Here is a 22007-nt window from a genome sequence, read left to right on the forward strand (position 1 = left end):
GTCTTTTTAACCTGATAACCTATTAGTGTAAACCAAAATAATAAATCTGTCAATAAAAAAATTGCGTTTTTATAAAATATTCACTTGGAACAGATACTTCTCTGTTTCCCCCTGCTCGGCGGAAGTAACGATATCCTGGACAAATTCCGCCGCCCAGGCCGATTTAAATCCCTGCAGCATACAGCCTGCCGCCTGTTCAAAGCCCACTTTCCGGCCCAGCAATTCTTCCGCCGTGGTGGCGTTAGCTTCGGCCCCCTGGCAGCAGAACGGCGCCAGGTTCTGGTCCTGGGCCAATAGTAGCGATCCCTGCTGCAGAATGACGCCCTGGATCCGGCGCTGGGCGCTGCCCAGTATCTTTTTGCCCGCGGCCGTGATCTCGTAGCGTCCGGCGGCGGCAAAGCACAGCGGCGAATCCTTGACGCTGTTTCCGGCGCTATGGGAGCGCTGCAGTTCAGAATCAATTCCCATCTGCGACAACCCGGCCACCAGGGCCTGGGCGATGATGCGATAGGTGTTAAGGACCGGGCCGCCTAAGAGAGGATCATCCTGCAGGGCTATGACGCTGTATGTAAATTCATTGAAATGAAAAACCGCCCTACCGCCGGTGGGCCGCCTCACCACTTTGACCCCGGCTTGGCGGCAGGCCTCCAGGTCCAGCTGCCCGGCATCCTGATTGTATCCCAGTGAAATGGTGGGCTGCTCCCAGTCGTAAAAGCGGAGCACCGGCCCCGAGCTTTTGCTTCGGACCGACTCGGCCAGAGCCAGATCCAGAGCCATGTTATATGCCCCGTCAGCTCGGCCGGTATTTATATGACGCCAGTTCATCTGTTTTTCCCCCGCTGAGCCGCCAACGCCTTTTGATATTCTTCAAAAAGCACTTCTTCTTGGACCCCTGCATCAATGGCATTTTTCAGATACTCGGCGGCCTCAGGATACTGCTTAAGATTTAATTTGACTTCACCCCAGTAATAATAGAGCCAGGCGTCGGAGTAACCGGTCAGCCTGGTTAGGGTAAAAAAACTGTCGGCCGCAGACCAATTTCCGGCCATTGAATAGGCCACCCCAAGATTATAAAGCGCCTGGTCGTTTCCGGGATCAGCCACCAGGGCCTGGTTTAAGGCGGCAATGGCCGGGCCGGGTTCCTGGCAGTTTATCAAGGCAGCGCCATAGTCGTTCCAGCGTTTGGCGCTGCGGGTATCCAACTCCAGGGATCTCTGAAACCAGGGCAGTGACTGCCGGTATTTCCCGTTCTTGGAAAGTGACAGGGCGTAGTTGTAAATGTGGCGGGGGTTAAGGCTGTCGTTGTCCACAGCCATCCGGTAGGCCCATTCCTCTTTTTCTGGGTGATGGTGGTCCCGGTAGTAGATGGCCAGGTTCTCGTAGCCGTAGGCCGAGGATCTGTTGTCCCGGGCCAGCAGGCTGGTATAACGGGCCAGCGACCTTTCTGACGAAGCGTTGACCAGCACCCAGGGTAAAAATAGCCAGAGGGAAACAACTGCCGCCGCCGCCCAGCTCCGCCATTCCAGTTTCCTGGCCAAGGCCCGGTGAACGGCCAGGAACAGCAGGGCCGTGAACGGCCAGGCCAAAAGGTCCCAGTCCCGGGCCGTGCCCAGCTTGGGGTCAACGATAAATATGAAGAACAACCCGGCGGCCGCCGCCAAAACCAATATCTTTTCGGCCGGTCCTTCTATTGTTCCCTTCACCGGTTTGGCCCAAAGCAACAATAACAATGCAGCCGGAGAGACCAACAAAAACTGATTGAACATATCCAGCCAGTGCCCGGGGCTTAAGATTCCGTAGCCCCATAAGCCTCCCCACAACGGGAGCAGCGAGCTTTTGGGAAGCTCGGAAAGTGCCGTGTTCATCTCCGGACGGGAGACTAAAAGAAAACCTGTGGCCAGGGCCGCTGCCGGGATGGCGGAAAAACAAAGCAATTCCAGCGCCGTTCTTTTTAGCCCGGCCTTGGTGCTGAAATATGATCTTATCTTCCAGTAATAAACCAGCGAGGGAAACAAAAATATCCCGGAACCGTGCAGGGCCGCGGCCAGACCGGCCAGAACGGCCGGGATGAATGACGGTTTGGTTTCCGCGATTTTTTCCCGGACCAGAAACAGGTACCAGCCCACCGCCGCCAGGAAAAGGCCGTAACTCTCCACATAACCATAGAAGATCAGATTGAAACCGGCCCCGGCCAAAATGATGATCAAAGGCCAGAAGCTGCGGCCATCGCGATTCTTTTTGGCGAAAAAGATGTATAGGGTCAGGGTCGTTATTCCGGCCGTCATGCTGGTGATCCGGTAGGCCAGTTCGGCCAGGTTGGCCTGAAAGCCGAGGACCGACAGGAGCCGGTACAACAAGCCGTGGATCAGGGTGGTCAGGGGTTCGGTAAGGGAGAACAGCCGGCCGGCTGAGATCTCCTGGCTGCGCAGGATGCCATCACCCAATAACGGTATTTTGACCCTCAACAATAGATACAGGGCCAGTCCGGCCGGAAGCAGAACAAGCAAAATATTTGCTGACTTGGAAGGTCTGCCTTCAAGGGATCCCGGTTCCGGAATAAAATGCAGGGCCGAAATCATGGCCATCCCGCTTAAGAACCAGGCCAGCCGGAAACCCTGGGAATAATGGTTTAAGAGGTCGAATCCCCAGGTAAAACGCCCCGGAAAAAAAGAAGCCACGAACCACCACAAAAGAAAGCCGCCGGGCAGAGCCAAAGAAATGATGTTCTTTTTTATTGACACGGCGATAACTTTGTGAATGTGGTTCATGGCCGGAAATGAATGACATCCTGCCAGGTTTGCGGATTTTCCAGAGGACCTCGTTGATCTGCCTGAATAAAAGGCTCCAGCCCTTTACCGGCCGTTCTATGGCCAGGGCAGCACTTCACTTCTCCCGGATGCCGGATATCACTGCCGCCGCCGCTTCCTCACGGGTCTGGTAAACTGCGGTTTCAAACTCCGCCTTCTTGCCCATGAACTTGGCGTTCATCCGGCCGATGGCGGTGCTGCCGTAACGGGCAAAGTTAAGGCACCAGTGCTGGGACACCGGCCGCGACCGGTTCCCGTAATATGCCCGGACCGAATCGTTGATGTACAGCCCGTCAACCCGGGCCACGATGTTGACCGGCCGGCCTATCTTCTCGAACTGCTCCCGGTAAAGATCCACGAAAAGATCAGCATCCTCCGGGGTGTTGACCTCGAAATCATCCTCGGCAAAAAGCAAATTCCGCTCCGGATCGTACTCGAATTTGATTGTCTGTGTCGCCATGTTTTCGTCTGCCGCAGTTCTCAGTCCTCTATCAATTCCACGTTGGCCCGGGGTACTATTGCCTTAGTGCCGTCATCAAACGTCACCTCCAGCACCCGGGCGTGGCTTTCCGATTCCAGTTTCTGCAGTTCGGCCGGCAGCCCCGAAACCTTGCCGATCAGCCCAAAGTAGGGCTGGCGGATGCAGCGGATGGCCATGCCGATGTCCATCCCTCCCTGCTGCTTCTGAGCCTCGTCGGCCTGGCCTCCGTCCGTAAGCGGGATGATGACCTCGGGCCTCATCACTCCGGCCCGGATCTGGGTGGCGCCGTTGACCGAGGCCTTCAGGCCTTCCTTGGACTTTAAAAGATTGAAGGTCTTCTTGGCCATATTCATCTGGCCAAAACCCTCGGTGACCATCAGGGTGAAGCCCTTTTCCTCGGTGCCGGTGATGGCCACGCCGATGTCGTAGCCCAGCAGGGCCTTCAGGTCGGCGTCGTTGATGCCGCCCACCACCACCGCGCTGACCCCGACCTCTGCCGCCTTCTTCATTCCGGCGATCCGGATCAGCGATCCGCCCACCACCACCTTGCCCTTGCATTCGGGGGTGATAAGTTCTGGGGTCAATTCCTTGGAGGGATCGCCCACCGCCATCTTGATCTGGCCGTGGACCTCGCCCCCGATGCCGAAGATGCCCTGGACGAAAGTGCCGAAGGTCTCCACCACCACCCCCTCGCCCGGATTCTCCTGCACCACCTGGCCGTCCACGTAGGCCCTCACCTGGACCGGCAGGGGCGGCTCGCGCAGGATCACCTGGCCGGTGATGGGCGAGATGGATTCGATGGTCCCGGTCACCGGTGAATTGCAGGTGGACTTGAACAGCCCGAAGAAACCCTTGCTGATGGCCACGGCCTCGTCCTTCTGGACGGAGTCGCCCGGTTTTTTGATCATGTGCCCGGCCACATCCTCGGGCAGGATGCCTAAGAGCCCGGCCACGTTAAGGGTCTGGACGTTGCCCGGCAGCTCGGTCTTGGCCACCACCTGGTCGGCGGTGACCTTGTCGCCAACTTTGACCAGCACCTGGCCCTTTAGGGGAAGCCGGCGGTCCTTTTTGATCACCGCTTTTTCGGTTACTTTAAGTCCCGGAGTATATGCATGTGCCATTCTTCTGTATATCCTTTTTCTTCAGTTGGGGCAATTCATGAATTGCCCTTACAGTTATTCTGGTTGGGGCAGGTTTCAAACCTGCCCTTACTTTATTTCGTTGGGTAGATATCCAGCGCCTTGTTCCACTCGTTGAGCTTTCTGATCCGCTCCTTCTTGTCGGTTGGCAGCAGCAGGGTCCGTCCCCGGCCGTCAATGATCACGCCCACCGTTCCGCCTTCCAGGGTGACTTCCATTTCCTTGCCCTTGCCGGCCCCGATGTCGAACTGCTTGGCCGGGATGATCTGAGCCTTGACCTTTTCCACCCCCAGCGGGATCAGTTTCATCTCGCCCACCTTGATGTTCTCGTCCACCTTGGTTCCGTCGGCCCGGGTGAAGCGCACGGTGACGCAGGGCTGGCCTTCCTTGCCCTGCCCGGAGGGACAGATGGACGAGCCCAGCCTCACCAGGCAGTCCTTGAGGAACACTTCGTTGGCGGCCGGGGCGTTGACGGTGGAAAGCACCCCCAGGTGCGGGGCCATGAAGATGGAATCCACCGCCATGGTGGTGATGCCGGAGGGCTCAAAGGCGTCGATCATCATCAGGGCCGATTGGGCCCGGCGCGGGGCGTGGGAAAGCACGCCGCCGGAGCCGATCAGGATGTTGAGGTCCATCATGTTTATCAAAGTGTCGCCGGAGCCGGTCTGCTCGAAGGCGTCGGAGATGGTGCGCTCCTGCTGCACGCCCTTTAGGCCCACCGCCATTTCCTTGTGCTGTTTAAAGGCCAGGCGCAAAGCCTCGCGGCTGATGGCCTGCTCGATCTGCAGTTCCTCCAGGCTCTGGGGAATAGTGGTGGGACGGATCATCTTGTTGCGGATCCGGTTGCGCAGGTCTGCCTCGTCCAGCTCAAACGGCACCCAGCGCATGATGTTCTCCAGACCGGCTTCGGCCAGCACGTTGGAGATGGAGTAGCTCATGCCCAGGTTGGCGCTGACGGTGCGGTTGAAGGTGGCCTCGCGCTCCTTCTTTTCGTTGAGCCCGTAGAAGACCGAGAAGACGTCGGTGGTGGCCCCGCCGATGTCGACCCCCACCGCCGCGATGTCGTCGGCCTTGGCTAAAGACTGGATCATCAGCCCCACCGCGCCCGGGGTGGGCATGATGGGAACCTCGTGGGCCATGGCCATCAGTTTCTTGTATCCCGGAGCGTGGGCCATCACGTGCTCCATGAAGACGTCATGGATGGCGTCCCGGGCGGGCTTAAGATTTTCCCGCTCCAGCACCGGACGCAGGTTGTCCTTGATCAGCAGGGCTGTCTTTTCGCCCAAGGTCTTGGTGACGATCTCACGGGCGTCCTTGTTCCCGGCGTAAATGACTGGGAGCATGTAGCTGGTGCCGAACCGGGGTTTGGGGTCGGCCGCCCCTATCAGCTCGGCCATCTCGGCCACGTGGGTCACGGTGCCGCCGTCGATGCCGCCGGATAAAAGGATCATGTCGGGGCGCAGGTGGCGGATCCGCTCGATCCGCTGGTGGGGCAGGCGCCCGTCGTTGGAGGCCAGCACGTCCATCACGATGGCCCCGGCGCCCAGGGCGGCCCGGGCGGCGCTCTCGCCGGTCATGGTTTTGACCACTCCGGCCACCATCATCTGCAGGCCGCCGCCGGCCGAGCTGGTGGACATGTAAATGTCCACCCCGTTCATGCCTTCGGCCGGGGTCATGATATCATCGCCTTTCAGGATCTTGCGGCCGGAAAGCTCCTCCACCTCGCGCACCGCATTGAGCACGCCCTTGGTGACGTCCTCGAACGGCTTCTCCACCGTGGTGGGGGCCTCGCCCCGGGTGGTCTGGCGGTACTCGCCGTTCTTGTACTCGATGAGGATGGCCTTGGTGGTGGTGCTGCCGCAGTCGGTGACCAGGATTACCTTCAGCTTGTTGGGATCAACTGCCATTATGAGTCTCCTGATGGTTTATGTGATCTATTGATTTTTTTCTTTGGGGTCTTCGTCAGGGGCGAAGGGACCTTCGCCCCTACAGGGTTTACCCTCTTCCTTCCTTTGGGCAAATCGTGATTTGCCCCTACGGGTTTGCCCCTCTCCCATTGCGGGTATACTGGGCGAATTACAATTCGCCCAACAGGGTTTGATGAATCAAACCCCTACCGGATGCCTATGAAACTTTTGAACCTCTGGAACCAGGTCATCTTGCCTTCCAAACTTCTCAACTTCTTGGCTTCCTGTTTCTCGGCCTGCTCCCGCTGCTGCCACTGGGCCTCCTGGTTCTCTATCTCCAGCAGCAGCTTCTCCACGTTCTCCCGCTCCTCCATCATCAGCACGATCTCATCGTACTCCCGGCGGTTGAGGAAGGCCTGGATGATGGGCTGCAGAAAGACCAGGGCCTGGCTGCCCACGAAGGACAGCGGCTTGACCGACTCGAAGAACAGGATGGCCGGGGTGGTCATCTTGCGCTTGACGATCTGGTCGGCGATCTTGGCCAGCAGTTCCTTCTGCCGCTCGGGCGAGGGCATCTGGCCGTCTATGTAGATGGAATCACGCAACGAAATGATTTAAACGTGTTAAAGGTTATAAAAGTTGTAAATGTTTACCGCATGAATTTATCCTGAGCACGGCATCTTGATTGGCTACCGAAGGACTAACATCTTCCCGGTTACCGCCTGGCCATTGGCCTCCAACCGGACCAGGTACACCCCGCTGGAAACCCTGCGGCCACTGTCTTCCCGGCCGTCCCAGTTGATCTTATAGCTCCCAGCAGTTTTGTTCCCCCGAACCAGACCGCACACTTCCTGGCCCAACAGGTTGTAGACCTTTAAAGAAGCAGTGCCGCTTTGGGGAATAGAATATTCAATGGTGTTTCCGTAAACCCGTAACCGTAAATTTTGAATTCTGAATTCTGCATTCGTAATTTGTCCGTCCGTTACTCCCGCAGGCCCATAGCCCTGAAAGATCCGTAGACCATTGTTTTTATTTGCTAAAAAAATATATCCATCTTTTACGGCAATATTTATAGCATTATTGTCAGTTGTATAAAAGCCTACTTCGACTGGTTTTATTGGGTCACTAATATCAATAATCCGTATAGAATTAATATCTGCTATATAAGCATATTTGCCCCAAACGGCTAAAGCTTCTGCATAACCAGGTGTATCACAAATAGAAATTTGTTTTGGGCTTGTTGGTTCGCTAATATCAATAATTCTAAGACCCGAATCACCCTCGGCCGTAAATGCATAATTGCCTAACACCTCAACAGCTAATGTATAATCTAATGTTGAACAAAAACTCACTTCTACTGGGCTCGTTGGTTCACTTATGTCAATTATTCTAAGTCCTGCAGTACCATCCGCCAAATAAACATAGTTCCCCAAAAGATCAATATTCCATGCAGTGCCTGGTGTGTCAATATTACCAATTTCTATTGGATTTGATGGATCGATAATACTAATAATTCTAAGACCCGCAGTTTCATCGGCAACATATGCACAATTATTTGAACAAACAACATCCCATGCTCTGCCAGGGGTATCATAACTACTTAACTCAGATGGCCGCATTGGATCAGCAATATTGATAATCCGAAGCCCACTATAATCGTTGGTTACAAATGCATAGCTACCCAAAACATTTAAACCATTAATATAATCAGGAGTAGCATAAAACCCTACTTCTGTTGGCAATTCAGGATTCGCAATATTTAAAACTCGTAAAATACGACTGTCTGATATATAGGCATAATTACCATCAATTGTTATATTCCAGACATACTTGGGAGTTAAATACGAACAAACCTCCACTGGATTTGCAGGTACATTTACATTAATAATCCTTAAACCCCCATTACAATCAGCTAAATATACATTATCACTATCAACCACAATATCATTTGCAAAATCAGGAGCGATACAGGAACCAACTTCTTGCGGATTAGATGAATCACTGATATCAACTACTTTTAATCCACCATTCGCCACATATGCGTAATTTCCAGATATTTTTACACTTTCACATGCGCCAGCAGATAAATAACATCTGCCTGTTTCATGAATATTATTTGGGATACTGACATCAGCTATTAATAAATTATTATAATCTGCTATGTATGCTAATTGTCCTGAAATTACAACATCTCTGGCATCCATCGGTATATTATAATTACTAACAAACACTGGCGCTGATGGAATGCTAATATCAATCACTATAAGCCCATTTTCGTAACCATCGGCTATATAAGCATAATTCCCCGAAACATCAACACCCTTGGCATACCCCGTGGTATTATAATGGCCGACCTCTATTGGGTTTGCAGGATTGCTTATATCAACGATACAAAGACCATATGTATTATCTGCAATATACGCATAGTCACCAGAAACAACTATGTCCTCAGCGTAACCTGGCGTATCATATTGCCCTATTTTCACTATATTCGTTGGGTCACTGATTTCAAAAATATGTAGGCCAGAGCCACCGCACGCTAAATAAGCAAATACTCCATCAATAGTTATACCATGTATTTGCTCAAATATATTTTTTTCTGCTATTTTTAACGGTGTTGATGGATTCTCCACATTTAAAACCCACAAACCACTATCTGCCCCCATTATGGCATAATGCTTACCCCCAATATTTACACGAGCTACTGCCCAACATGGACCATAATGCCAATAACCAACTGTCCTCACATTTAAACTATCCTGGGCCAGCGCCTGCCCGGCAAAACACAGTGCAGCCGCAAGAAACAACTTACTCTTCATGCCCGCATCTCCGCTATTTACAGTTGGAAACTGCTTGAACTGTTTGAAACAGTTTCAAACGGTTCAAACGTTTTATTGACACTCCCCGCGGTAGCACAGCTTCTGGTCCTTGGCCGCCTTGGCATCATCCAGCCGCCCGATGGGCGTGTTGTTAGGCGCGCTCTTAACCAGCTCCGGAGTCTTCTCTATCTCTTCGGCGATCTTCTTCATGGCCGTGATGAACTCGTCCAGCGTCTCCTGGCTCTCGGTCTCGGTGGGCTCGATCATGATGGCCTCGGGCACGATCAGCGGGAAGTAGACGGTGGGCGCGTGGTAGCCGTAGTCCAGCAGGCGCTTGGCGATGTCCAGGGTCTTGATCCCCTTGTCACGGAACTTGAGGCCGGAGAACACGCACTCGTGCTTGCAGTGGGCCTTGAAGGGCAGGTCGTATATTCCCTCCAGCGACCGCATGATGTAATTGGCGTTGATGATGGCGTTCTCCGAGACCCGGCGCAGGCCTTTTGCCCCCAGCATCCGGATGTAGGCGTAAGCCTTGACCATCACCCCAAAATTGCCGAAGAAGCTGTGGACCTTGCCGATGCTGTCCGGCCGGTCATAGTCGAGATAATACTCGACCTGTTTCAAATTGTTTGAAACGTTCGAACTGTTTGAAACGTTCCGCGTGGCAATAGTTGGAAGAGGCAGGAACGGCTCCAGCGCCTTGGTGCAGGCCACTCCGCCGCCTCCCGGCCCGCCGCCGCCGTGGGGGGTGGCGAAGGTCTTGTGGAGATTGAAGTGCATGGCGTCGATCCCGAAATCCCCGGGACGGACGATGCCCATCATGGCGTTGAGGTTGGCCCCGTCCATGAACACCAGCCCGCCGATGTCGTGCACCATCTTGGTGATCTGGACGATGTTCTTTTCAAACAGCCCCACGGTGTTGGGGTTGGTCAGCATCAGGCCGGCCACTTCGTCGTCTAAGTGAGCTTTAAGATCTTCGGGATCCACCAACCCGTCGGCATTGGATTTTATGGTGATGGCCTGGTAACCGGAAAGGGTGGTGGTGGCCGGGTTGGTGCCGTGGGCCGAATCGGGGACCAGTATCTTGCTGCGGACCCTGCCCTTCTTAAGATGGTAGGCCCGGATCATCATGATGGCGGTGTATTCGCCGTGGGCCCCGGCCACCGGCTGCAGGGTGACGGCGTCCAGGCCGGAGATCTGGCAGAGCGAGTCGCCCAGTTCCTTCATCAGCCGCAGGCCGCCCTGCAGGTCAGTCGGGTCCTGGAGCGGGTGGGTCCCGGTGAAGCCCGGCAGGCGGGACAGATCCTCGTTGACCTTGGGATTGTACTTCATGGTACAGGACCCCAGCGGGTAAAAGCCCTTGTCCACGTGATGGTTCAACGTGGACAGCCGGACGAAGTGCCGGAAGGCGTCGATCTCCGCCACCTGGGGCAGTCCGGGTTCCTGGGCCCGCAGAAGATTTTTGGGGATCAGGGTGTCGGTGGGTTTCTCCGGCACGTCGCACTGGGGCAAAGCGTGGCCCTGCCGGCCGGCTGAAGACAGTTCAAAGATTGTTTTTTCTAACATTGGCCGCCATCTATATGTTAAAGTTATTTAGTGATCATTTTGCCACAAAAACAGGTCCTTAGCCTGCCGAAGGAACACAGAAAGTTCAAAAACAACAGGACTTTCTGTACGGTCACCCCATACTTTATGGTTTCTGTGCTTTCTGTGGCCAATCCCGGGGAAAGGCAATCCAAAACAACAGATTAGGATACCATTAAAGGGCCCCTAAAGTCAAGCAAAAAAAGCAATTTGCGCCCCTTTCGCAGCAGGCGCTGATCTTATGTTTTTCCCTGGCAGTGGAAAATATTTCTCTTTCATTTTGTCTGACTCATACTAAAGGCCGCTCTCCCTTGTTCGGAACTTTTGGGGCTTTTCCGGTCTGTTCTTTATCTTCCGTGGTTGGTTTTTAGACGGTGGGCTGGCCGCCCCTTGGTTGATTTTACTTGACTTTTAGCCTTAATATGTTGTATTATGATATGTTTATCCCTGAAACAATCAACCTTTTAACAATAAAATTCAATAAGCCCACGAAGGAAGAAGAGGAGTAATGAAGAGGACCTATCAGCCCAGCCGGGTCAAACGCGCCCGCACCCACGGATTCCGCAAACGGATGTCCACCGCCGACGGCCGCAAAGTGCTGGCCCGCCGCAGAGCCAAAGGCCGCAAGAAGCTGACCGTGGCCGACGAGCGCCATTTGATCTAACGGCCTGAAGGTTCGGACCCTAAGGCGGTGAGTGAATTGGATAAGATCAGACAGACTTTTAAAAAAGAGGAACGGCTGAAATCCGAAGGCGATATCTCCGGGCTTTTTGAGCACGGCTTGCGGGTCCGCCATCAGGGATTGAATCTGATCTACCGGCCAGCTCCCGAAAGGACGGGATGCCGGGCCGGCTTTGCCACCAAGCGCCAGCAGGGCTTCGGATCGGTGGAACGCAATCTTAACAAGCGCCGGATGCGCGAAGCTTACCGCCGGACCAAGCACCTGATAAAACCGGGATTTGATCTGTTCCTGGTGGCCCAGCGGCCCCTGACCTATGCCCAGATAGAATCGTGCCTGCCCCAGCTTTTGGAAAAAGCCGGGCTTTTAAGGGTGCCAGCCGGCCCGGACCAGCCATGCTGAACCGGGCGCTGACCAAGGCGGTCCTGTTTTTCATCCGGGCCTATCAGCTGACCCTGGGCGCCGTTCTTCCCAAATCGTGCCGCTTTCACCCGACCTGCTCGCAGTATGCCCTGGAGGCGGTGACCATTCACGGGCCGGGCCAGGGAACGCTTCTGGCTGTAAAAAGGATACTGCGCTGCCACCCCTTCAATCCCGGAGGGTACGACCCGGTGCCAGACTGCCCCAAAGTTAAAAGACCTTAACGAAATCAACCACGGAACCACGGAAAACTTGAAAGCTTTAAATGTTATTTCAGTGTTTTCCTTTTGGCTTCAGTGTTTCAGTGGTAAAAGATTAGGGAATGTAGAAAGTTATATGGATTCCAATAAAAGGTTATTGCTGGCCATCATCCTGATCCTGGCGGTGTTCCTGGGTTTCCAGTTCCTGATGCCCAAACCGGCCCCCCAGCCTGCTGTCCAGCAGACTGCTCCGGCCGCCTCAGAACCGGCAGACGTTCAGGCCGTTATGGCCCAGCCCGCGGCCGCTCCGGCCAAAAGCCCCAAACTAAAGACCCCCGGACTGCCCGTCACCCAAAAGATCCTTAAGGGAAAAGGCTTTGAAGCCGTGCTGACCAGCCAGGGAGCCGCCCTGTCCGGTTACCGGCTTTTGGATTATATGGGACCCGGCGGCCAGCCGGTGCAGCTGATCCCCGACAGCGGCCGGGCCCTGACTATGAACCTGTCCGTGGCCGGGCAGCCGGTTGACCTTTCGGAAGTGGTGTTCGAGACGGGCCAGGAATTCGACGGCAGCATCACCTATCAGGCCAGGCTGGCCGATGGAGTGGTGATCCAAAAGACCTATGGGTTGCTGGAGAACGCCCCCGGCCTCAGCCTGAAGATCAAGATCACCGCCCCTGAAAATGTTTACTTAAGTTCCAAATATAACCTGGCCTGGAACTGCGGACTGAACACCACCGAAAAGAACAAGGACCTGGACCATAGGGAATTCGCCGCCTTAAGCCTGCTGGGCAAGGACCTGGTATCGGATAATCTGACCAAGCTGGCCAAGAACAAGGAACTGCCGGCCATCGAAGGCGACATCGCCTACTGCGGGGTGCGCACCAAGTATTTCGTGGCCGCCCTGGTCCCCAAAAGCAGAAAAGGCGCCTCGGTCCAGCAGGGACTAAAGGGCCAGGACCGCCTGACCACCTCGCTGGGCCTGCCCCTTACCGCCGATACCGGGGACGAGATCACGGTCTACCTGGGCCCCATCGACCACGGCATGCTGGCCAAGGTGGACCCGTCGCTGGACAAGATCGCTGACACCGGCTGGAAGTGGATCCAGCCAATATCCCGGGGCATCCTTTGGTTCCTTCGCTCCCTGCATAATTTCATACCCAACTACGGGGTGGTGATCATCATCTTCTCGGTGCTGATGAAACTGGTCTTCTTTCCCCTGACCTACACCGGCATGAAATCCATGAAGAAGATGCAGCACCTTCAGCCCCATCTTAAAAAGGTCCAGGACCAGCACAAGAACGACCCCGGCAAGCTGAACCAGGAGACCATGGCCCTTTACAAGAAGCACGGGGTCAACCCCTTCTCCGGCTGCATTCCCCTGGTGCTGCAGATGCCGGTGTTCTTTGCCCTGTACAGCGTGCTGATCAACACCATCGAACTGCGCCAGGCCCCCTTTGTGCTGTGGATCACCGACCTGAGCCTGCCCGACAGCATCGTCAGTTTCGGCGGTAAACTGCCCATGGTGGGCTGGGAATCGCTGAGCCTGCTGCCCATACTGATGGGGGTGGCCATATTCTTCCAGCAGAAGATGACCACGGTGGACCCCAAGCAGAAGATGATGGTCTACATGATGCCGGTGTTCATGGTGTTCATCTTCATGAGCCTGCCGGCCGGCCTGAACCTTTACTGGCTGATCAACAACATCCTGTCCATCGGCGAGCAGTACCTGATCCAGATCAGGACCCAGCCCCCGGCCGAAGCCTGAAAATGACCAACCCACGAAAAAGCACTGAATATTCGAAAAGTTGTTTCGTGTCTTTAGTGGGGAACTTGCGGTAAAATTTTAAGCGACAACCAAACATCGGATGAGATCAAAATGAGCCTAATCATCGAAAAAGAGGGAAAGACGGTAGAGCAGGCCCTGGAAAAAGGCCTGCTGGAACTGGGAGTGCGCCGCGAAGACACCGAAGTGGAGATCGTCTCGCTTGGCTCCTCCGGATTCCTGGGGATCTTCGGAGCCAAACCGGCCAAGATCCGCATCAAACTGATGCCCCGGCCCAAGGTCAAGAACATGGTGGAAACCCTGTTGGAAAAGATGGGCATGCCCGGCGAAGTAAAGAGCTTTAGGGAAGAGGGCAATCTGCTGATCGCCAGTATTGACTGCCCCACCGGCGACAAATATCTGAAAGCCAACCGGGGCGCGGCCATTGAGGCCATGGATTACCTGATCAACAAGATATTCCGGGAATCGGAGTACGACATCCGGCTGGACATCGGCGGTTTCCTGGAATCGCAGAACGACGACCTTAAGACCCGGGCCCTGGAACTGGCCGAAAAAGTGAAGCAGAGCGGCAAAGAATACGAGATGGAGCCGATGCCGCCCCACAAGCGCAAGCTGGTGCACCAGGCCCTGGAGAAACACGCCGATGTCAAGACACTGGCGGTGGGCAACGGAGACCGGCGCCGGGTGATCATCTCCCTTAAGGGCGCCCCCGGAGTACCGGCAACCACCAGACGGCCGGACCGCAACGACCGCCGCCCGGCAGATCAGCAACGCGGACCGCGCCGCGACGGACCAAGGCCCGGCGGCAAACCTGCGGCCCAGGCTCCGGCCAGACCGGCCCCACGGCCCGCTCCCAAACCAGCCGCCCCGATGGCCCCCAAGCCCGCCCCCAAACCTGCTCCGGCAGCTCCCAAACCGGCGGCGCCGATGGCTCCCAAACCGGCCTCCCCCAGACCAGCCGCTCCGATGGCCCCCAAGCAGTCCCCGGCCGAAAGGAATTTCCAGGACCGCAGCCGCAGGCCGGCTCCCAAGACTCTTCCACCCCGCCCGGCATCGGAGACCAGGCCCGAAGCAACCAGACCTCAAGCCCCGGTGGATATGTCCTCCTTCGCCCCCCGGTCCAAGAAAAGAAATACCAGGTAATGTCAGAATCTTTTAAAATAAAAAGGCTCTCTAAAACTGGGAGAGCCTTTTTATTTTGCCTTGATTTTAGCTGTTTTTTGTAGTATTCTTTTGTTTTATATTGAAACCGGTTCAGCTGAGCCGGACTGGGGCCCGCTAATGAAAAGTCTATAATGATAATACAAGGCGTCCTTAATGAAACCGATTACTGTTCTGGTAGCCGACGATGAGATCAACATTGCCAGAATCATCGAATATGAGTTGAAGAAGGAAGGCTATCAGGTGTTGAAGGCCCACAACGGCCAGGATGCCCTGGAGGCCGTCCGCCAGCACCGCCCCCAGCTTATTCTGACCGATGTCATGATGCCCATCATGGACGGCTATGAATTCTGCCGTCAGGTGAAAGGAGATCCCGAGCTCAAGCAGATACCATTTATCTTCCTGACTGCCAAGACCGACGAGGATAGCCGGATTTACGGTTATTCCATAGGGGCCACCAAGTATCTGACCAAGCCGGTCAACAAAACCGACCTGCTGAAAGCGATCAATCTAAGGCTGAAGCAAGCCGAGCAGGCCAAAAAGCTTTTTTCCCAGAAAGCCAAGAAATTCGAAAACCAGCTGTCGGTGGTCTCCATCTTCAGCCTGTTGGACATGTACTCCATCGGAGGCTGGACCGGTGTCATTGAACTGAATTCGCCTCAAGGATGCAGCGGGAAGATCGAGATCAAAGACGGCGAACTCAAACATTGCACTATCAACGGCCGGGATGACCAGGATGCCTGGATTCAGGCCCTGAATTGCAAGGAAGGCACCTTTGTGGCCGTGCACGAGTGAGGCCCGCCCATCATCGTCATTTTTTGTTTTTCATTTTTTATTTTTTTTGATCTTCGATGTCCCAGCAAGAAACCATAACCGCCATCTCCACCGCCAGCGGCCCGGCCGCCTTGAGCATGGTCCGGATCTCCGGGCCCAGGTCGCTGGAGATCGCTGATGCCATCTTTAAAGGCAAATTGCTCCCCAGTCAAATGCCCTCACATACCCTGCATCTGGGAAAGATCTCCGGAGATCAATACTTGTCCGCCGATCAGGTCATGCTGGCCGTAATGAAGGCTCCCCATTCATTCACCGGCCAGGACATGGTGGAGATCACCTGCCACGGCGGCGCGGCCGCTCCCCAGGCCGTATTGCAGGCCTGCCTGGAGGCCGGGGCCCGCCAGGCCCAGCCCGGGGAGTTCACCCTTAGGGCTTACTTGAACGGCAGGCTGGACCTGGCCCAGGCCGAGGCGGTCTGCGACATAATCAACGCCAGGACCCAGACCGCGGCCCAGGCCGCGCTGGAACGCTTGGAGGGCGGCCTTTCCCGCAAGGTAAGCGATATCAGGGAAAAACTTGTCTCCCTGCTGGTCCTGCTGGAAGCCTGGGTGGATTTTCCCGAAGAGGACATTCCTGCCGCCGAATTCAAACAGATAAAAGACGACATAGACCAAGCCTTGAAAAAGACCCAGCGCCTGCTGGACGACAGCCGGGCCTCGCTGATACTGAAGGACGGCGCCCGGGTGGTGATCGCCGGCCGGCCCAACGCCGGAAAGTCCAGCCTGTTCAATATGCTGCTGAAGGAAGAGCGGGCCATAGTCACCCCCTCGCCCGGCACCACCCGCGACGTGCTGGAGGGCTGGATAGAGATCGGGGGCATACCGCTGAGGCTGTTCGACACCGCCGGCCTGCGGGAGACCAGCGACGCCATAGAGCTGATAGGGGTGGAACGGGCCAAAGGCAAGATGGAACAGGCCGACCTGGTGCTGCTGGTGCTGGACGCCGGATGCGCCTTGACTTCCGAGGATAAAAGGCTTTTGGAGCTGACCTCCGGGTTCAACCGGATCGTGCTGGCCAACAAATGCGACCTGCCGGTAAAGCTTGAAATAGAAAATAACTGGCTGAGGATATCCTCCATCACCGAGGACGGCCTTAAGGAACTTGAGAAAACCATTGTGAACACCCTGACCGGCGGCCATAACTGGGAAGCCGGGGCGGCCGGGGCCTCCAACAACCGGCAGATGGAGGCTTTGAAGCAAGCCGCCCAATTCCTGAACAATGCCAGCGATGGTTTGGAGAAAAAAGCCTCCTGGGAATTTTTGGCCCAGGACATCAAGGAAGCCGTCAACAGCCTGGGACAGATAACCGGGCAGACCATCGGCGACGAGGTGCTGAATAGGATCTTCGAACAATTCTGTATCGGAAAGTAATCGGGATTTACCATCCGCAGATTTTATAGATTAACACAGATTACTAAATTATATATTACAAATAAAACCCGTTAATCATGTTAATCCGCTTACGCTTCAATGCCGGACTTCTTCAAGCGCCAAAGCTTCAGCGGAGGAGCTCCTGTCTGCCCCGAAAAGTATATGAGCAATAAGTATCTTGATACTAACAAAGCCCTGTGGGAGGAGCTGACCGAGATCAATGTCGGCTCGGCCATGTACGACCTGGAAGGCTTCAAGCAAGGCGCCGAGACCCTGGATCCGATAGAGATTGAGGAACTGGGCGACGTAAAAGGCAAATCCATCCTTCATCTGCAGTGCCAGTTCGGGCAGGACGCCATTTCCCTGGCCCGCAAGGGGGCGGTCGTGACCGGCGTGGATTTTTCGGAGAAGGCCGTCGCCCTGGCCAAGGGCTTGAGCACCGAGCTGAAGGTGCCGGCCGAGTTCGTCTGCTGTAACATATACGACCTGCCGCAGCACTTGGACAAAAGGTTCGACATCGTCTTCACCTCCGGCGGGGTGCTGTGCTGGCTGCCGGACCTGACAAAGTGGGCACAATTGATCAACCAATATCTCAAACCCGGCGGTTTCTTTTACATCCGCGAGTTCCACCCCGTGGCCACGGTATTCAGCAACGACTCCGAGGATAAAGAGCTCAAGGCCCGGTATTCTTACTTTCACCAGGACCAGCCCCAAAAGTGGGATGACGGCTATGCCTACGCCGACCACAGCAAGAGAACAACGAATCCTTCTTATGAGTGGCAGCATTCATTGGCAGACGTAGTGAGTTCTTTGACATCCCAAGGAATCAGGATCGAGTTCCTGCACGAGTTCCCCTATTGCAGCTACGACTGCTTTCCGTTTCTGGAAAAAGGAAAGGACGGGCGCTGGCGGTTCCCCGGCGGAAAAGACCTGATACCGCTGATGTTCTCGTTGAAAGCAGTAAAGCCAAAAGATGTCAATTGAACAAACCATGACCATTATACCAACATTAACCACCGAGCGCCTGGTCCTCCGCCCCTTCACTTTGGCCGACGCCCCCGTGGTCCAAAAGCTGGCCGGCAGCTTCGAGATCGCCGACACCACCCTGAACCTGCCCCACCCCTACCCCGACGGGGCGGCGGAATCCTGGATAGGCACCCACCAGAAGACCTGGGAGCTGGGCTCGGGCCTGACCCTGGCCATCACCCTGAAGGACCCGGGACAGTTGATCGGGGCCATCGGCCTGACCATCAGCAAGGACCACCACCGGGCCGAGATGGGTTACTGGGTGGCCGTGCCTTATTGGAAAAAGGGATACTGCACCGAGGCCGCCCGGGCCCTGCTGGATTACGGGTTCACCGGACTGAAGCTCAATAAGATCTACGCCACCCACCTTACCCGCAACCCGGCCTCGGGAAAAGTGATGCAAAAGATCGGAATGAAGTACGAAGGCTGTCTGCGCCAGCACGTCAAGAAGTGGGACAAGTTCGAGGACCTGGCCTATTACGGAACACTACGAAGTGAGTACGAAATTTAACCATAGAAAGTAAAAAATAAATCGTTATAACGTTACTACGTATTAACGTTAAACGTAAAAGATAAACTGTGAGTACGGCAGATAGCAGAAATAATGAAAGGTCCTTGTCTATGCCCAAAAACAAATTCGGCCTGACCCTTTTGGGCCGCAAGGTGCTCAAGCCCTCGGGAAAGTTGGAAGCCTTCCCCAACCGGAACCGCGGGCGCGATTACCGGGTGATCCTGGAGACCGAAGAATTCACCTCCCTCTGCCCCATCACCGGGCAGCCGGACTTCGGCGCCATCACCGTCAGCTACATCCCGGACCGGCTGGTGGTGGAATCCAAATCGCTCAAACTTTACCTGTGGACCTACCGCAACAAGGGCGTATTCCACGAGACGGTGGTCAACCAGATCCTGGACGACCTGGTGAAGGCCGTCCAGCCCCGTCAAATGCTGGTGACGGGAAATTTCAGAGTGCGGGGCGGCATAGCCATAACCGTGGCGGCCGAATACCCAGGAAAAAACAATTAACCATTAGCAATCAACCACGGACTGGTCATTGATCATTGTTCATCGTTGATTGGAGAGAGAGATTATGCCATTACGCAAACTTTTAAGCCTTTTCAAACGCAAGAAGAAGACCCCGGCCCAGCCGGTTCAACACCATGCTGCGGCCCCGGCCAGACACCAGGCCGAACCCCACCGGAAACCGGTGGCAACTGCGGCTCATGCCCCGGTCAGGACCCAGAATCATCAAACCGCCCGCCCGGCCCGGCCCCAGGGAGCCCCGGCTCAGGGACAAAGGCCACAGCCGCACCAGCCTAACAGGCCGCCCCAAGCGCAACGGCCTGCCTCCAAACCCGGAGGGCCTTTGGGACAGCCGGGACGGCAGCATCCCCAGCACCAGTCAGCCAGGCCCATGACCCAGCAAACACCTCGGACGGTCCAGCATTTTCCGGTCCGCCCCCAACATGTCCCCCCAGTCCAAACACCGCTGCCCCGGGCCCCCAAGGCCGTTTCCACCGAACCCACCCTGCGCTTCGACCAGCTGGGACTGAACCCAAACCTGCTGGAAGCATTGAAGACAGAGGGATACACCGAACCCACTCCCATTCAGCAGCAGGCCATCCCGGTGGCCCTGGCCGGCAAGGACATTTTGGGCTGCGCCCAGACCGGAACCGGCAAGACCGCGGCCTTTGCCCTGCCGATACTGCAGCGGCTGGACCGGCCGGAGATCACCAGGGAACAGTACCGGACAATAAGAGCATTGATCGTCACCCCCACCCGGGAGCTGGCGGCCCAGGTGGGACAGAGCTTCGCGGCCTACGGCCGGAACATCAACCTACGCTCGGCCGTGGTCTACGGCGGCGTTTACCAGGGCACCCAGGCCAAGGCCATGCGGGGCGGAGTGGATATTTTGGTGGCCACCCCCGGGCGGCTGCTGGACCTGATGGACCAGAAAATGGTACTGCTTCATAAAGTGGAGATCCTGGTGCTGGACGAGGCCGACCGGATGCTGGACATGGGCTTCATCAATGACATCAAAAAGATAGTGGCCAAGGTCCCCAGCCGTCGCCAGACCCTGTTCTTCTCTGCCACAATGCCCCCCGAGATCCGAACGCTGGCCGGGGGCATTTTGGACCAGCCGGTCTCCATCTCCATCATGGCTGAATATGCTGCCGCCGATACGGTGGAGCAATCGGTCTATTTTGTGGAAAAGGACGACAAGCCAGATTTGCTGCGCCACCTGCTTTCCCAGAAAGGCATGGAGCGGACCCTGGTCTTTACCCGCACCAAGGTTCGGGCCGACCGCCTGTCCCGGCGACTGACCACCTGGGGCATCCCGGCCCAGGCCATCCACGGCGACAAATCCCAGAACACCAGGGAACGTGTGCTGCATGGCTTCAAGACCGGCGCCATCAGAGTGCTGGTGGCCTCGGACGTGGTCTCCCGGGGAATCGACATCGACAACATCTCCCACGTGGTGAACTTTGACATACCGCACGAAGCGGAAGCCTATGTTCACCGCATCGGCCGCACCGGACGGGCCGGCGCCTTGGGAACAGCCGTCTCCTTCTGCGACAGCGAGGAGCGCCAGGACCTGGCCCAGGTGGAACGTCTGCTGGGCCGCTCGATCCCGGTGGCCGCCGACCACCCCTATAAATCAACCGTTCCGGCCCGGACCCACAGCGCGCCGGCCCGGCAGAGCCGCGGTTCCGGATCAAAGCCCTACCGCCGCCGTTAGTATTTTGTTAAAGGAGATATCATGTATTACGTTTCGGTTTACAAAAATTTCTCGGCCGCCCACCACTTACGGGACTATGCCGGGAAATGCGAGAAGGTCCACGGCCACAATTATCAGGTGGAGGTGGAGCTAAAGGCCAAGGCGCTTAACAAAACCGGGATGGTGGCCGATTTCAACGATATCCGTGAAGCCCTGCTGAACCTGCTGACACGGTTTGACCACCAGGACCTGAACGAGGTCAAGCCCTTCGACAAGATCAACCCCACCGCCGAGAACATCGCCCGGGTGGTGTTTGAGGAGATGGCTATGAAGTTCAATTCGCCCAAGGTCAAGATCAACAAGGTCTCCGTTTGGGAGACCGAGCATGCCAAGGCCACCTATGGCCCGTTCTAAAAAGGCCGTGGTGCTTCTTTCCGGCGGGCTGGATTCTGCCACCGTGCTTTACTGGGCCCTGGCCCAGGGCTGGCAGCTTAAGGCCCTGATCTTCGACTACGGACAAAGGCACGGCCGGGAGATAGCTTCGGCCAGGGCATTATGCAAAAAGACCGGGGTGGCGTATGACGTCATCCCGGTAAAACTACCCTGGCGGGGCAGCAGCCTGCTGGACAAGGCCTCCGCTCTTCCCAGCGCCAAAAGCGCCAGGGATATCGGCGCGCAGATACCGTCCACTTATGTGCCGGGCCGCAACACCCTGTTCCTCAGCTACGGGCTGTCCAGTGCCGAGGCCATCGGCGCCGAAGCGGTGATGATCGGGGCCAACGCCCTGGACTATTCGGGCTATCCCGACTGCCGGCCGGATTTCATATCTGCCATGTCAAAAGTTTATAAACTGGGAACCAAGGCCGGACGCCAGGGAAAACCTATCAAAATCATTGCCCCATTGTTAAAACTGTCCAAATCCCAGATCGTAAAATTGGGGATCCGGTTGGGAGTGCCCCATCAGATGACCTGGTCCTGCTACCGGGGGGGGAAGAAACCCTGCGGCACCTGTGATTCCTGCCTTTTGCGGGCCAAGGGATTCAAGGAAGCGGGAAAACCGGACCCTACGATATAAGAGGTC

General features: G+C 55.9%; 21 protein-coding genes. 13 read left to right on the forward strand and 8 right to left on the reverse strand.

From position 1 onward, the window contains the following. Window positions 1–69: 69 nt before the first annotated feature. The 8 genes from HZA73_11755 to gcvPB all read right to left on the reverse strand — a co-directional run bounded on the left by HZA73_11755 (window position 70) and on the right by gcvPB (window position 10719). On the reverse strand, window positions 70–825 hold the full coding sequence (locus tag HZA73_11755; GenBank protein ID MBI5806697.1) for a lipoate--protein ligase family protein: 756 nt from the start codon (window positions 823–825) through the stop codon (window positions 70–72). After that, window positions 822–2768, reverse strand: a complete 1947-nt coding sequence (locus HZA73_11760; protein ID MBI5806698.1) for a tetratricopeptide repeat protein — start codon at window positions 2766–2768, stop codon at window positions 822–824. The genes HZA73_11755 and HZA73_11760 overlap by 4 nt, the downstream gene beginning before the upstream one ends. A 115-nt stretch (window positions 2769–2883) precedes the next feature. Next, the gene (locus HZA73_11765) at window positions 2884–3267 is read right to left on the reverse strand and encodes a hypothetical protein (GenBank protein MBI5806699.1); all 384 of its coding nucleotides are present in this window, start codon (window positions 3265–3267) and stop codon (window positions 2884–2886) included. Window positions 3268–3287: 20 nt separating this feature from the next. Beyond that, complete coding sequence (locus HZA73_11770; GenBank protein MBI5806700.1) at window positions 3288–4409, reverse strand: hypothetical protein; 1122 nt, start codon at window positions 4407–4409, stop codon at window positions 3288–3290. Between the two features lie 92 nt (window positions 4410–4501). Next, a complete protein-coding gene (locus tag HZA73_11775) occupies window positions 4502–6334 on the reverse strand; it encodes a glutamate mutase L (GenBank protein MBI5806701.1) in 1833 nt (610 codons plus the stop codon). Between the two features lie 206 nt (window positions 6335–6540). Then, entirely contained in the window at window positions 6541–6939 is a 399-nt protein-coding gene (locus HZA73_11780) for a hypothetical protein (GenBank protein ID MBI5806702.1), read from the reverse strand. A gap of 84 nt (window positions 6940–7023) precedes the next feature. Then, window positions 7024–9153, reverse strand: a complete 2130-nt coding sequence (locus tag HZA73_11785; GenBank protein ID MBI5806703.1) for a T9SS type A sorting domain-containing protein — start codon at window positions 9151–9153, stop codon at window positions 7024–7026. Between the two features lie 72 nt (window positions 9154–9225). Continuing rightward, the gene (gcvPB, locus tag HZA73_11790; GenBank protein ID MBI5806704.1) at window positions 9226–10719 is read right to left on the reverse strand and encodes an aminomethyl-transferring glycine dehydrogenase subunit GcvPB; all 1494 of its coding nucleotides are present in this window, start codon (window positions 10717–10719) and stop codon (window positions 9226–9228) included. Between the two features lie 526 nt (window positions 10720–11245). Between gcvPB and rpmH the strand changes: the two genes are divergently transcribed. The 13 genes from rpmH to queC all read left to right on the forward strand — a co-directional run bounded on the left by rpmH (window position 11246) and on the right by queC (window position 22001). After that, window positions 11246–11401 (forward strand): 50S ribosomal protein L34, encoded by a 156-nt coding sequence (gene rpmH / locus HZA73_11795; GenBank protein MBI5806705.1) that lies wholly within the window; start codon window positions 11246–11248, stop codon window positions 11399–11401. 36 nt (window positions 11402–11437) lie between these two features. Continuing rightward, complete coding sequence (gene rnpA, locus HZA73_11800; protein ID MBI5806706.1) at window positions 11438–11818, forward strand: ribonuclease P protein component; 381 nt, start codon at window positions 11438–11440, stop codon at window positions 11816–11818. After that, a complete protein-coding gene (yidD, locus tag HZA73_11805; GenBank protein MBI5806707.1) occupies window positions 11812–12060 on the forward strand; it encodes a membrane protein insertion efficiency factor YidD in 249 nt (82 codons plus the stop codon). Before rnpA ends, yidD begins: the two co-directional genes overlap by 7 nt. Window positions 12061–12172: 112 nt before the next feature. Next, a complete protein-coding gene (gene yidC, locus HZA73_11810; GenBank protein ID MBI5806708.1) occupies window positions 12173–13801 on the forward strand; it encodes a membrane protein insertase YidC in 1629 nt (542 codons plus the stop codon). A 111-nt stretch (window positions 13802–13912) separates the two neighbouring features. Continuing rightward, entirely contained in the window at window positions 13913–14962 is a 1050-nt protein-coding gene (locus HZA73_11815; GenBank protein ID MBI5806709.1) for a Jag N-terminal domain-containing protein, read from the forward strand. Between the two features lie 174 nt (window positions 14963–15136). Then, complete coding sequence (locus HZA73_11820) at window positions 15137–15775, forward strand: response regulator (protein MBI5806710.1); 639 nt, start codon at window positions 15137–15139, stop codon at window positions 15773–15775. Between the two features lie 56 nt (window positions 15776–15831). Continuing rightward, entirely contained in the window at window positions 15832–17184 is a 1353-nt protein-coding gene (gene mnmE / locus HZA73_11825) for a tRNA uridine-5-carboxymethylaminomethyl(34) synthesis GTPase MnmE (GenBank protein MBI5806711.1), read from the forward strand. Window positions 17185–17346: 162 nt separating this feature from the next. After that, complete coding sequence (locus HZA73_11830; protein MBI5806712.1) at window positions 17347–18168, forward strand: class I SAM-dependent methyltransferase; 822 nt, start codon at window positions 17347–17349, stop codon at window positions 18166–18168. A 7-nt stretch (window positions 18169–18175) separates the two neighbouring features. After that, window positions 18176–18721: a GNAT family N-acetyltransferase gene (locus tag HZA73_11835; GenBank protein MBI5806713.1), complete on the forward strand. Its 546-nt coding sequence runs from the start codon at window positions 18176–18178 to the stop codon at window positions 18719–18721. A gap of 110 nt (window positions 18722–18831) precedes the next feature. Then, window positions 18832–19233, forward strand: coding sequence for an NADPH-dependent 7-cyano-7-deazaguanine reductase QueF (gene queF, locus HZA73_11840; protein MBI5806714.1), 402 nt, complete (start codon window positions 18832–18834; stop codon window positions 19231–19233). Window positions 19234–19735: 502 nt separating this feature from the next. Next, on the forward strand, window positions 19736–20947 hold the full coding sequence (locus HZA73_11845; protein MBI5806715.1) for a DEAD/DEAH box helicase: 1212 nt from the start codon (window positions 19736–19738) through the stop codon (window positions 20945–20947). A gap of 21 nt (window positions 20948–20968) precedes the next feature. Continuing rightward, complete coding sequence (gene queD / locus HZA73_11850) at window positions 20969–21340, forward strand: 6-carboxytetrahydropterin synthase QueD (GenBank protein MBI5806716.1); 372 nt, start codon at window positions 20969–20971, stop codon at window positions 21338–21340. Continuing rightward, entirely contained in the window at window positions 21327–22001 is a 675-nt protein-coding gene (queC, locus tag HZA73_11855; protein ID MBI5806717.1) for a 7-cyano-7-deazaguanine synthase QueC, read from the forward strand. Before queD ends, queC begins: the two co-directional genes overlap by 14 nt. Window positions 22002–22007 lie beyond the last annotated feature (6 nt).

This window comes from candidate division TA06 bacterium (assembly GCA_016235665.1).
Classification (GTDB): Bacteria; Edwardsbacteria; AC1; order AC1; family EtOH8; genus UBA5202.